The 12599-nt window shown below is 60.8% G+C and carries 13 protein-coding genes; all 13 read left to right on the top strand.

Going from position 1 to position 12599, the window contains the following annotated elements:
* The first annotated feature begins 180 nt into the window (after positions 1-180).
* The gene (locus JAO85_RS14500; RefSeq protein WP_034396751.1) at positions 181-912 is read left to right on the top strand and encodes an SDR family NAD(P)-dependent oxidoreductase; all 732 of its coding nucleotides are present in this window, start codon (positions 181-183) and stop codon (positions 910-912) included.
* A 12-nt stretch (positions 913-924) separates the two neighbouring features.
* Positions 925-1692, top strand: coding sequence for an SDR family NAD(P)-dependent oxidoreductase (locus JAO85_RS14495; RefSeq protein ID WP_039049231.1), 768 nt, complete (start codon positions 925-927; stop codon positions 1690-1692).
* 16 nt (positions 1693-1708) lie between these two features.
* A complete protein-coding gene (locus JAO85_RS14490; RefSeq protein ID WP_039049232.1) occupies positions 1709-2356 on the top strand; it encodes a nuclear transport factor 2 family protein in 648 nt (215 codons plus the stop codon).
* A 9-nt stretch (positions 2357-2365) separates the two neighbouring features.
* Positions 2366-3448 carry an alkene reductase gene (locus JAO85_RS14485; RefSeq protein ID WP_039049233.1) on the top strand — a complete coding sequence of 361 codons (1083 nt, stop codon included), beginning with the start codon at positions 2366-2368 and terminating at the stop codon, positions 3446-3448.
* A 293-nt stretch (positions 3449-3741) separates the two neighbouring features.
* Positions 3742-4644 carry a VOC family protein gene (locus tag JAO85_RS14480; protein ID WP_039049234.1) on the top strand — a complete coding sequence of 301 codons (903 nt, stop codon included), beginning with the start codon at positions 3742-3744 and terminating at the stop codon, positions 4642-4644.
* A gap of 16 nt (positions 4645-4660) precedes the next feature.
* Positions 4661-5539 carry a CoA transferase subunit A gene (locus tag JAO85_RS14475; RefSeq protein ID WP_003078407.1) on the top strand — a complete coding sequence of 293 codons (879 nt, stop codon included), beginning with the start codon at positions 4661-4663 and terminating at the stop codon, positions 5537-5539.
* A 12-nt stretch (positions 5540-5551) separates the two neighbouring features.
* On the top strand, positions 5552-6322 hold the full coding sequence (locus tag JAO85_RS14470) for a CoA-transferase subunit beta (RefSeq protein ID WP_004341328.1): 771 nt from the start codon (positions 5552-5554) through the stop codon (positions 6320-6322).
* Between the two features lies 1 nt (position 6323).
* Positions 6324-7226, top strand: coding sequence for an enoyl-CoA hydratase (locus JAO85_RS14465; protein ID WP_004341324.1), 903 nt, complete (start codon positions 6324-6326; stop codon positions 7224-7226).
* A complete protein-coding gene (locus JAO85_RS14460) occupies positions 7223-8311 on the top strand; it encodes a nitronate monooxygenase family protein (protein ID WP_202788365.1) in 1089 nt (362 codons plus the stop codon). The genes JAO85_RS14465 and JAO85_RS14460 overlap by 4 nt, the downstream gene beginning before the upstream one ends.
* A 22-nt stretch (positions 8312-8333) precedes the next feature.
* Positions 8334-9092 (top strand): enoyl-CoA hydratase family protein, encoded by a 759-nt coding sequence (locus tag JAO85_RS14455; RefSeq protein ID WP_039049236.1) that lies wholly within the window; start codon positions 8334-8336, stop codon positions 9090-9092.
* A gap of 28 nt (positions 9093-9120) precedes the next feature.
* On the top strand, positions 9121-10275 hold the full coding sequence (locus tag JAO85_RS14450; RefSeq protein WP_004341316.1) for an acyl-CoA dehydrogenase family protein: 1155 nt from the start codon (positions 9121-9123) through the stop codon (positions 10273-10275).
* 17 nt (positions 10276-10292) lie between these two features.
* On the top strand, positions 10293-11432 hold the full coding sequence (locus tag JAO85_RS14445) for an acyl-CoA dehydrogenase family protein (protein WP_012837475.1): 1140 nt from the start codon (positions 10293-10295) through the stop codon (positions 11430-11432).
* Complete coding sequence (locus tag JAO85_RS14440; protein WP_012837476.1) at positions 11429-12583, top strand: acetyl-CoA C-acetyltransferase; 1155 nt, start codon at positions 11429-11431, stop codon at positions 12581-12583. Before JAO85_RS14445 ends, JAO85_RS14440 begins: the two co-directional genes overlap by 4 nt.
* The last annotated feature ends 16 nt before the right edge of the window (positions 12584-12599 follow it).

Raw genomic sequence — 12599 nt, 5'->3', positions numbered from 1 at the left:
TGTTACTAACTGATTAACAGGCGTGAAAATGCATTGGAGCAGAAATCTGTATTGTATTTATTGCTATTTATTTGATAGCTTTCCGAGAAAATTTGCTTAGTCTTCTTGGACGATGGGCTGAGGGCGATTTCTTCATACGCTGTCTCCAAGTTTTGATTGCACATCAACAAGGAGACAAGAATGCGTTTAGCCGGAAAAGTTGCCGTGGTCACGGGGGCGGGCCAGGGCATGGGGCGAGCGATTGCACAGCGTTTTGCCGATGAAGGAGCCACTGTGGTGGCCGTGGACTTGAATGAAGAAGCAGCCAGGCAGACCCTGGAAGGCAAGGGCGGCAAGCATCTGGCCCGTTCCTCCAATGTGGCTGACAGCGCTGCGGTTGATGCGCTGTTTGTCGAAATCCGCGAAAAGCTGGGCGCCGTCGACGTGCTGGTGAACAACGCCGGCGTAGGCTCGGTGGACCAGTTTGCCGATATTCCTGACGCGACCTGGGAGCGCGTGATTGGCGTGAACCTGAACGGCGCTTTCTACTGCGCCCGTGCCGCCGTCAAGCAGATGCAGGAAGGCAAGGGCGGTGCCATCGTCAATATCTCCAGCACCTCGGCTGTCAGCGGTGACGGTCCGGCGCACTACTGCGCTTCCAAGGCCGCCCTGATGGGCTTGACCCGTGGCATGGCCAAGGAGCTGGCGTCCAAGAAGATCCGTGTGAACACACTGGTTCCCGGACCCACCAACACGCCCATGATGCAGGGCATTCCCCAGGAGTGGGCCGATGCCATCATCGCCGGCGTGCCCATGGGCCGCATGGCTGAGCCAGAAGACATCGCCAAGGTGGCAGTGTTCCTGGCCAGCGACGACAGCGGCTTTGTGACGGGTCAGAACGTGGCAGTCAACGGCGGCAGCGCCTTCCTCTAAGGAGAGACAAGCATGAGCAAGCGTCTGGAAGGAAAGATTGCGTTTGTGACCGGTGGTGGTTCCGGTATCGGTGCCGCAACGGCTGAGCGTTTCGCACAGGAGGGGGCAACCGTGGTGATCTGCGGCCGCCGCAAGCAGCCTCTCGACGAAGTCGTGGACAGGATCAAGGCAGCAGGCGGCAGTGCCGAGGCCATCGTGGCCGACGTGGGCAACGAAGCCCAGTTTGTCGGAGCGCTGGAGCAGACTGCCAAAAAGCATGGCAGCCTGGACATTCTGGTCAACAACGCCATGGCCTACACCTGGGGCGGCATCGACGGCATGACCACGGCGGACTGGCATGCCAACTTCAGCACATCGGTGGACGGCACTTTCTGGGGAACGCGTACTGCGCTGAAGCTGATGGGGCCCAAGGGTGGTTCCATCGTCAATATCAGCTCCATCTGCGGCACGCTGGGCACACCTTTTATGTCGGGTTACTCGGCAGCCAAGGCGGCCATCATCAACTTTTCGCGTGCAGCGGCTGCCGAAGGTGCTGCAGCAGGCATCCGCGTGAACGTGGTGATCCCGGCGGTGGTGGAAACGCCTGCCACGGCCGGCATGCTGGCTGATGAGGCATCGCGCAAGAACACTGAAAAACTCATTCCCATGGGGCGCGTGGGTCAGTCCGGCGAGCTGGCCAATGCCGTGCTGTTTCTGGCCAGCGACGAGGCCAGCTATGTGACAGGTGCCGCCTTGCCCGTGGATGGCGGCCGCTCCGCGGTGCTGGTGACGGCACTGTAAGAAAGAGGCTGAAGAGATGAGTGAACCCGTGAATCAGTGGCCACAAACGCTGGAAGAGCGTATCGACAGGCTGGAGTCGCTGGATGCGATTCGTCAACTGGCTGGCAAGTATTCCCTGTCGCTGGACATGCGCGACATGGACGCCCATGTGAACCTGTTCGCTCCCGATATCAAGGTGGGCAAGGAAAAAGTGGGGCGGGCGCATTTCATGGCCTGGCAGGACAGCACGCTGCGTGACCAGTTCACGGGAACCTCGCACCATCTGGGCCAGCACATCATCGAGTTTGTGGACCGGGATCACGCCACCGGCGTGGTCTACTCCAAGAACGAGCATGAGTGCGGTGCCGAGTGGGTCATCATGCAGATGCTGTACTGGGACGACTACGAGCGCATTGACGGCCAGTGGTATTTCCGTCGTCGTCTGCCCTGTTACTGGTATGCCTCCGACCTGAACAAGCCACCGATTGGCGACATGAAGATGCGCTGGCCCGGTCGTGAGCCCTACCATGGCGCTTTCCACGACCTGTTCCCGAGCTGGAAGGAATTCTGGGCCCAGCGCCCCGACAAGGATGAGTTGCCGCAAGTGGCCGCGCCCGCGCCGCTGGAGCAGTTCCTCAAAAGCATGCGCCGTGGCACACCTGCGCCGCGCATGCGTGTGCGCTAAGGAGCCGGCATGAGCCAAACGCTTTTCACTCCCATCCAGCTGGGCAAGATTGCTCTGAAGAACCGCGTGGTCATGGCCCCCATGACGCGCAACCGCGCCGATGCCGATGGCACGCCCACCGACATCATGGCCGAGCACTATGGCCAGCGCGCTGATGCAGGCCTGATCGTGGCTGAAGGGGCCTGGCCCGAGGTCACGGGTCAAGCCTACTGTCGTCAGCCCGGCATCGAAACTGCCGCTCATGTGCGCGGCTGGCGCCGTGTGACGGACGCCGTGCATGCGCGTGGCGGATCCATCGTGCTGCAGATCATGCACTCCGGTCGTATCGGCAGCAGCCATATCAAACCCGCTGGTGTGCGTTCCGTATCGGCGTCCGCCATTCAGGCTCAGGGCAAGATCTGGACCGATGCGGCAGGCATGCAGGATTTCGACCAGCCCCAGGCATTGACCACCGAAGAAGTGCGCAAGGCGATTGCCGGGCATGCTGCGGCTGCTCGGCGCGCCATGGATGCGGGCTTTGACGGCATCGAGCTGCATGGCACCAGCGGCTATCTGAGTCTGCAGTTCCTGCACTCCAGTACCAATCAGCGTACCGATGAATATGGTGGCAACGCCAGCAGTCGCTCACGTTTCGCCGTGGAATGCCTGGGCTCCATGGGAGAGGCCATCGGCATCGATCGCGTGGGGCTGCGCCTGAACCCCGGCAACACCTTCAATGACACAGCGGATGAAAACTCCGCGGCAACCCATGCCGAGCTGATGCGTCAGGCCGCCAAGCTGGGCATTGCTTATCTGCATGTGATGCGTGCAGTCTTCGATCCTTCAATCGATGCCTTCAAGCTGGCGCGTGAGAACTTTGGCGAGAACCTGATTCTCAACGATGGCTTTGATGCGCAAAGCGCCGAAGCCGCGTTGCAGGCAGGCGAAGGCAAGGCGGTATCTTTTGCGCGGCATTTCATTGCCAACCCCGATCTTGTGCAGCGCATGCGCCAGGGCCTGCCCCTGGCCAGGTTTGACCGCAACACGCTCTACACCCCTGGTGCCAGGGGCTACAACGACTATGCGTCTGCAGAGGAAGTGCAGACCGTCTGATCCATCAAGAAACCGAGTTCATCGTGTTGGCCGCATTCCCGCATGGGGGTGCGGCCTTTTTTTTGTACTGAGGGTTTTCACGGCTGTCGCAAGGGTGTCGGATCGGCCTGTTTCAAAAGGTTGAAAGCAATCTAGTCTATTCCGCTGAACTACATGCTGATTCTTGTATGAGTGCTATTAAATTTGGGTGATGAAGCGGCAAATCGTTAGTCTCAATGGACGATGTTTGCAAAGGCTCTCCTCTTCAGAATCCTCTGCATCACTAAAGGATTTGGGTTGGAGGCCCCGACATCATGATGGAAATACGTGGACTAGCGTACGTTGTTGCCGAGAGCTCTGATTTGGATCGCTGGGTCAGCTACGCACGTGACGTGCTTGGCATGATGCCGAGCACCACTGCCGATGGCGATCTGCTGATTAAGATGGATGAGCGTCAGTTCCGCTTCCAGGTTCAGCCTGGCAGCAATGACAGATACTCCGCATCCGGTTGGGAGGTGGCCAACAAGCAAGCCTTCGAGCAGGCGCTCGAGGTGTTGCAGGCCGCTGATGTGCACTACGAAATGGGCAGCCCCGAACTGTGTGCCAAGCGCCATGTGCAGGAGTTGGCCATCGTGATGGATCCGTCCGGAAACCGTCATGAGATCGTCTGGGGCTTCAAGTCCGACTTCAGCCATTTCGCATCGCCCCAGGGCGTGTCGCGCTTCATCACCGGTGACTATGGTCTGGGCCACACCGTGCTGCCTGCTCCCGACTTTGACAAGACCGTGGCCTTTGTGCGCAATGTGCTGGGCTTTGGCCTCTCGGATATTTACAACTTCAAGCCCGCAGGCGATGCCGGCCCCACGGTCCGAATCCACTTCTTCCACTGCGCCAATGCTCGTCACCACAGCCTGGCGCTGGCCGAATTCCCTTCTCCCTCGGGTTGCGTGCACGTGATGGTGGAGGTGGACAACATGCCCGAAGTGGGCCGTGCCATGGACCGCATGCAAAAGAGCCAGGTCAAGCTCTCTGCCACTCTGGGTCAGCACACCAACGACAAGATGATCTCGTTCTACATGAAGACGCCCTCCAACTTCGACCTGGAGTTCGGCTATGGCGGCGCCATCATCGACTGGGAACACCACATCACGCACGAGTTCACGACCGTAAGCCTCTGGGGGCACGACTTCAGCGTGGGCCGCCCTGAAAACAACTGATAGGAGGCTTGGAGACATGGCCAATAAATTGATGACAGCGAAGGACGTCGTGGCATCCATCAAGGACGGTATGACGATCGGAATTGGTGGCTGGGGGCCCCGGCGCAAGCCCATGGCCCTGGTGCGCGAGCTGCTGCGCAGCCCCGTCAAGGATCTGACCGTGGTGGCCTATGGCGGTGCCGATGTGGGCATGCTGTGTGCGGCAGGCAAGGTCAAGAAGTTGATCTTCGCCTTCGTGTCGCTGGACTTCATCCCGCTGGAGCCGTACTTTCGCAAGGCCCGCCAGAGTGGTGAGATCGAGGTCATGGAAATTGACGAAGGTCATATGGTGCTGGGCCTGAAGGCTGCCGGCATGCGCATTCCCTATATTCCCACCCGAGTCGGTCTGGGCACCGATGTACTCAAGCACAACAGCTCCATTCGCCTTATCGAATCGCCCTACGACGGCAAGGAGTGGGTGGCGATGCCCGCCATCAATCTGGATGTGGCCCTGCTGCACGTGGATCGCGCGGACTCTCGCGGTGTCTGCCAGATTGCCGGTCCCGATATCTATATGGACGACCTGTTTGCGCGAGCCGCAACCAATACGTTTGTGAGCTGCGACGAACTGGTCGAGTCCAGCAGCTTCGAGTCGGAGCAAGCAGCGCGCCTGGTGTTCTGGGAGCGCTCTGAAACCACGGGTGTCGTGCATCTGCCCGGCGGTGCTCACCCATCGTCCTGCGCTCCTCTGTATGGCTTTGATGTCAAGCACTTCAAGGAATACGCGGCCAGCAGCAAGGAGGAGGGCGGCTGGAGCAGCTACCAGCAGAAATACGTGCAGTGCACGGAGCAGGAATATCTGGAAAAAGTGGGTGGCATGGAAGCAATCAAGCGCCTGCCCTTGCCCGTGTTCTGAGGAGGCACAGAGATGAGTGAAATTGCATTGGTAGATCGCGTCATCTGCGCCGCGGCACGTGCCTGGGAAAACGACGGCGAGGTGTTGGCCACCGGCATTGGCCTGGTGCCACGTCTGGCGGCTTCGCTGTGCATGCGTTCCATCAACACCGATCTGATGATGACGGACTCCGAAGCCTGGGTGGTCAATGAACCCGTGCCCGTAGGTCCACGAGGTGAATACAAGATCAAGCGTGAAAGCTGGATGGGTTTCTCGCGCATCTTCGACAACGTCTGGGGAGGCAAGCGCCACGCCATGGTGGGTCCCGTGCAGGTGGACCGCTTCGGTCAGGGCAATATTTCCATGGTGGGCAGCGACTACGCTCGTCCCAAGTCCATGATGCTGGGGGTGCGCGGCTTCCCCGGCAATTCGATCAACCACGCGAATTCCTTCTTTGTGCCCAACCACAGCACCAAGGTTTTTGTCCCGGGTGAGGTCGATGCCGTGGGCAGCGTGGGCTACAACCCTGCACGCCTGGCCAAGGGCTGGACGCTGGAGGAGACCACCGACATTCGCTTCATCTTCACCAATCTGTGTGTGATGGACTTTGGCGGACCCAGTCATCAAGTGCGCCTGGTGTCGCTGCATCCCGGCGTGACGGCGGTGCAGGTCAAGGAGGCCACGGGCTTTCCGATCCATGTTCCCGAGAGCGTGGGTGTGACACCTGATCCCACGCCCGAGCAACTGGCCTTGCTGGCTCAGCTCGATCCGCACAATCTGCGCGCTACGGCCATGGGAGTCTGATATGGATGATGCATCCAGCGAATTTGTGACACGCGAGGACAAAGCCGTCTATGAAACGGACGAGCCCGTTCTCTATAGCGTGGACAACGGCATTGCCACGGTCACCATGAATCGGCCCACGTTCAACAACGTGCAGAACTCGCAGATGACCTATGCGTTGGATGCTGCATTTCGCAAGGCGACCGATGACGATCGCGTCAAGGTCATCGTGCTGCGCGGCGAAGGCAAGCACTTCAGTGCGGGTCACGATATCGGCACGCCCGGCCGAGACATCAACAAGTCCTTTGACCGTGCACACCTGTGGTGGGATCACACCAACAAGCCCGGCGGCGAGCAGCTGTTTGCCCGTGAGCAGGAGGTCTACCTGGGCATGTGCCGGCGCTGGCGCGACATCCCCAAGCCCATGATTGCCATGGTGCAGGGGGCATGCGTGGCGGGCGGTCTGATGCTGGCCTGGGTCTGCGACCTGATCGTGGCCAGCGACGATGCGTTTTTCCAGGATCCCGTGGTGCGCATGGGCATCCCCGGTGTGGAGTACTTCGCCCACGCCCACGAACTGCATCCGCGTATTGCCAAGGAGTTCCTGCTGCTGGGCGAGCGCATGCCGGCAGAGCGCGCCTATCAGATGGGCATGGTCAACCGCGTGGTTCCGCGTGCCGAGCTGCAGGATCAGGTCTATGCCATGGCCCAGCGCATGGCGGCCCAGCCGCGTCTGGGCCTGGCGCTGACCAAGATGGTCGTCAACAAGGCCGAGGAGCTGCAGGGCCTGCGTTCCACCATGGACATGGCTTTTGGCTACCACCACTTTGCTCACGCGCACAGCCAGGCGATGGGCATGGGGCAGCTGGGCGGCCAGGATGCCAGGTCCATGGCAAAGGCCAATAAAGAAGAGTCAAAGGCATGAGCAATATGAACGATATGGGCAGTCTGCGCACTCCTATCTGCGACCTGCTGGGGTGCCGCTACCCCGTCATCCAGACGGCCATGGGCTATGTGGCGGGCGCTGATCTGGTGATAGGTACTACCAACGCCGGCGGCTTCGGCTTTCTGGCCGGCGCCACCATTCCCGCCGACAGGATCGAAGCCGAAATTCTGCGTGTCAAGCGCGAGACCGATGAGCAGCCTTTCGGCCTGAATTTCCATATGTTCCAGCCCAACGCCCAGCAGTTGCTGGACCTGGCTGTGAAGCATCGTCTGCGTGCCGTCAGTTACGGCCGAGGTCCGGACAAGAAGGTGATCGGCCGTCTGCGTGATGCCGGCATCGTCTGCATGCCCACAGTGGGGGCCCTGAAGCATGCTCAGAAGGCGATCGAGATGGGCGCCAATGCCATCACCGTACAAGGCGGTGAAGGGGGAGGCCATACCGGCAGCGTTCCCACCACGGTGCTGCTGCCTCAGGTAGTGGATGCGGTCGATGTGCCCGTGATTGCCGCAGGCGGCTTTTATGACGGCCGTGGCCTGCTGGCTGCTCTGGCCTATGGCGCATCGGGTATTGCCATGGGCACGCGGTTCTTGATGACCAGTGATTCCAAGGTGCCCGCTGCCACGCTGCAGCGCTATCTGGCTGCAAGGGATGCGGAAAAGATCGCCATCTCGCATCTGGTCGATGGCATGCCCCAGCGCATGATTCCCAACGAATACCTGGCCATGCTCGAAAAAGCCAGCCCCATGAAGCGCTTGCGCATCGCCCTGGGTCTGGCATTGCAGTGGAAGGCCGAGACCGGCATGACCACGGGCCAGGCCTTGAGCATCTTCATGAAGGCCATGCGCGAAGACTCGTCTTCCGTCGCCCAGACCGTGATGGCTGCCAATGCCCCCATGTTGTTGCAGCGCTCCATGGTCGATGGCAATCCCGCAGAGGGCGTGATGTCTGCCGGCCAGGTGGCCGCGCTGATTGGCCGGCTCGACAGCTGTGAGGAAGTGATAGGCGGAATTGTCCGCCAGGCCATGGACCGTCGCAACGCATTGAACGCATTGACTCCCGCATAACAACAAGCCAACGAGACCGGATATGTCCACTCAACAATTTCACTCCAATATTCATGACAACGGCGTGGCGGAGCTGGTGATAGACCGTGCTCCCGTGAATGCCTTGAATGCAGCCGGCTGGAATGGCCTGGCCCGGGAAATCCAAGCGCTGGGCGACCGGCCCGAGGTGCGCGTGATCGTCATCCGTGCCGAGAACCGTGGTTTCTGCGCGGGTGTGGACATCAAGGAGCTGGCTACCAACGACAAGCTCATCATCGACGTGAACGCAGGCAACTACGCCACGTTCAAGGCCGTGCACCTGAACAAGGTGCCTGTGATTGCGGCCGTGCACGGCTTTGTGCTGGGCGGCGGCATCGGTATCTGCGGGGCATCGGACATCGTGATCGCCGCGGAAGACGCCACTTTCGGCCTGCCTGAAGTGGACCGCGGAGCCATGGGCGGTGCCGCCCATCTGCAGCGCATGTTCGGCGTGCAGAAGACCCGCTATCTGTTCTTTACGGGCGAGATGATCGCTGCGGCAGAAGCCCTGCGCCTGGGGGCCATCGAGCGTGTTGTTCCCCGTGAGCAGTTGCGCGACGTCGCCATGGAAATCGCCAACAAGATTGCCGCCAAGAGCCCCGCCATGATCCGCATCGCCAAGGAGGCGCTGACCGGCATCGAAGACGGCAATCTCGAAGACAAATACCGCTGGGAGCAGGGATTCACCCTGCAAGCCTATATGAGTCCAGATTCCGCCGAGACGCGCAGCGCCTTTGTGGAAAAGCGCGACGCCAAATTCTGAGCATCACTAGCGCGAAGAGGAGACAACCATGGATTTGACATACACCCCAGCGCAGAAGACCTTCCGTGCCCAGGTACGTGAATGGCTCAAGAACAATGTGCCCAAGGAACGACTGCAGAGCTATGACACTCGAGAGGGTTTCGAGCAGCATCGCCAGTGGGAAGCCAAGCTGGCCAGCGCCGGCTACAGCGCCGTGACCTGGCCCAAGGACTTGGGCGGCAGCGGCTGCGACCTGACCGAATGGCTGATCTTTGAAGAAGAGTACTGGGCAGCCGATGCTCCATCCCGCGTGAACCAGAACGGCATTCTGCTGTTGGGCTCCACGCTGATGGAATTCGGCACGCCCGAGCAGAAGGCCCGCTTTCTGCCCCGTATGGCCCGCTGCGACGATATGTGGGCCCAGGGGTGGTCGGAGCCCAACGCCGGCTCGGACATGGCTGCCATCAGCAGCCGCGCCACACGCATGGGTGACAAATTCATCCTGAACGGTCAGAAAATCTGGTCTACCCGTGCGATCTTTGCCGACTGGGTGTTCGGCCTGTTCCGCAGTGATCCGACATCGAGCCGCCATCATGGTCTGAGCTACATACTGGTGCCCTTGAATACGCCCGGCATCACCGTGCGTCCCATTCGTGCCATCAATGGTCGTGAGCACTTTGCCGAAATCTTCTTCGACGATGTCGAGGTACCCGTGGAGAACCTGCTGGGTGCAGAAGGCAAGGGCTGGCATGTTGCGATGGCGACGGCCGGCTTTGAGCGCGGCCTGCTGCTGCGCTCTCCCGCCCGCTATCAGCGCAGTGCGCAGAAGCTGGTGGACCTGTATCTGCGCAATCAGGTCGATGCCGACCGCGATCACTCCATTCGCGATGCCGTGCTGCGTGCCTGGCAGGGGGCGGAGGCATACACGCTGTCTTCCTATCACACGGTAGGCCGCCTTAACAAGGGCGCACAGATTGGCGCCGAAGCCAGCACCAACAAGATTGTCTGGTCCGAGCTGGACATCATGATTCACGAAACCGCGATGCGCATTCTGGGCGCGCGTGCCGAGCTCATCGATGACGCCGAGGCCAACGAATGGCTGGAAGGTTTCCTGTTCTCGCAGGCTGGTCCCATCTACGCGGGCAGCAACGAGATCCAGCGCAACATCATCGCTCAGCGCATGCTGGGCCTGCCCAAATCCTGATCGGCAGGGAGACAACCATGGACTTCACCTTTACCGAAGATCAAATCGCATTCCGTGACTCGATCAGCCGCTTTCTGATGACCGAAGCAGCCCCCGAGCTGCTGCGCGACATCTGGGAAACCCCGACCGGTCGCAGTCCCGAGTTGTGGGCCAAGATTGCAGAACAAGGCTTGATGGGCCTGTCCGCTCCCGAAGCCGATGGCGGCATGGGCATGGCCGATGTGGACTGGGCACTGCTGCTGCAGGAGGTGGGCTATTACGCTCTGCCCGATTCCCTGACCGACACCGCCTATGTGGCTGTGGGCATGCTGTGTGCATTGCCGCAAGGACATGAGAGCCGTGTCTGGCTGTCCAGGATTGCCGAAGGCAGCTGCCGCGTGGCCGTGGGCCATCCCGTCAACCTCAATGTGGCGGACGCGGCATTGGCCGATGTGCTGTTGCTGCCCCATGCCACGGCCACCGGCCTGGAGTTGCACCTGGTCAGGCCTGCACAGTGCGAGATCACGGCACTGAGCAGTATCGACTCTTCGCGCCGTCTGTCACGGGTACGCTGGACGGCATCCGATGCCACCCGTTTGCTCGATGGCACTCAGGGCCAGAAGGTCTGGGACACAGCCGGCGAGCGCGGTGCACTCGCCGCTGCTGCCCAGATGCTGGGCCTGGCCCAGCGCATGCTGGATCTCTCGGTGGACTACGTGGCACAGCGCAAGCAGTTCGACAAGGTCATAGGCAGCTTTCAGGCCGTGCAGCACCACCTGTCGGACATCGTCACCAAGATCGAGTTTGCCAAACCCGTGCTCTACCGCGCCTTCTATGCGCTGCAGCATGGTGAACCCGATCTGGCCGTGCGCATCTCGCACGCCAAGCTCCAGTGCAGCGAAGCGAGCTGGTTTGCCGCGCGCAACAGCCTGCAGGTGCATGGCGCCATGGGCTACACCTGGGAAGTCGATCTGCAGATGTTCATGAAGCGCGCCTGGGTGCTGGACGCTGCCTGGGGCGACAAGGCATACCACGCGGCCCGCCTGACTCAGGGCCTGCTGCGCAGTCCCAATGCCCCGGTGGGCCCCGGATCGACTTTTGATCGAGAAATCGATTCATGTGCCTCCTGCTCTGCGCAAGATGCTATTAAGAACGTTGCTGAAGAGGTGGCCGCATGAGCGCCCAGGCTTATATCGTTGATGCGCTGCGCTCTCCTACCGGAAAGCGCAAGGGCTCTCTTGCCACCGTGCACGGTGCCGACCTCGGCGCCCATGTGATCAAAGCGCTGGTCGAGCGCAACGACATTCCCGCAGCCGATTACGACGACGTGATCTTTGGCTGCGTGGACACCATAGGTTCTCTGGCTGGCGACATTGCCCGGACTTCCTGGCTGGCAGCCGGCATGCCCTTGAACGTGCCGGGCACCACGATTGATCGCCAGTGTGGCTCGTCCCAGCAAGCCATTCATTTCGCGGCCCAGGCCGTGATGAGTGGAACGCAGGACGTGGTGCTGGCCGGTGGCGTGCAGACCATGACCGCCATTCCCATTTCCTCGGCCATGCTCGCCGGCCAGCCCCTGGGCTTTACCACGCCGTTTGCCGAGAGCAAAGGCTGGCAGGCGCGTTTCGGTAACGCACCCGTCAACCAGTTCTACGCCGCCCAGCGTATTGCAGACCACTGGGGCGTGAGTCGTGCCGACATGGAAGTATTTGCCAAGGAAAGCCACGACCGCGCTTTGAATGCGATTGCCGAGGGCCGCTTCGACCGTGAAATCGTTCCCTTTGGCGCTTTCATGATGGATGAGACCGCTCGCCTCTCGACTCTGGAGAAGATGGCCACGCTGGAGCCGGTGGACCCCGACTATCCCTCCATCACTGCAGCCGTCTCAAGCTCCACCTGCGATGCGGCGGCTGCCGTGCTGGTGGTGTCCGAAGCAGCGCTCAAGCGCTACAACCTCAAGCCACGCGCTCGCATTCACCATATGAGCGTGCGCGCCGATGACCCCATCTGGCACCTGACCGCGCCGATTCCAGCCACGGAATATGCGCTCAAGAAGGCGGGCATGACCATGTCCGACATCGACCTGGTCGAGATCAACGAGGCCTTTGCTTCCGTGGTCATGGCGTGGCTCAAGGAGACCGGCTACGACCATGCCAGGACCAACGTCAACGGCGGTGCGATTGCGCTCGGCCATCCACTGGGAGCCTCAGGCGCCAAGCTCATGACCACGCTGCTGCACGAGCTGGAGCGCACCGGCGGGCGCTACGGCTTGCAGACCATGTGCGAAGGTGGAGGACAGGCCAATGTGACCATCATCGAGAGACTCTGACGGCAGACATGCAGGC

The organism is Comamonas sp. NyZ500 (assembly GCF_016772095.1).
Lineage (GTDB): Bacteria > Pseudomonadota > Gammaproteobacteria > Burkholderiales > Burkholderiaceae_C > Comamonas > Comamonas thiooxydans.
The sequence above is the reverse complement of the archived record's forward strand: the minus strand, read 5'-3'. Positions and strand labels throughout refer to the sequence as shown.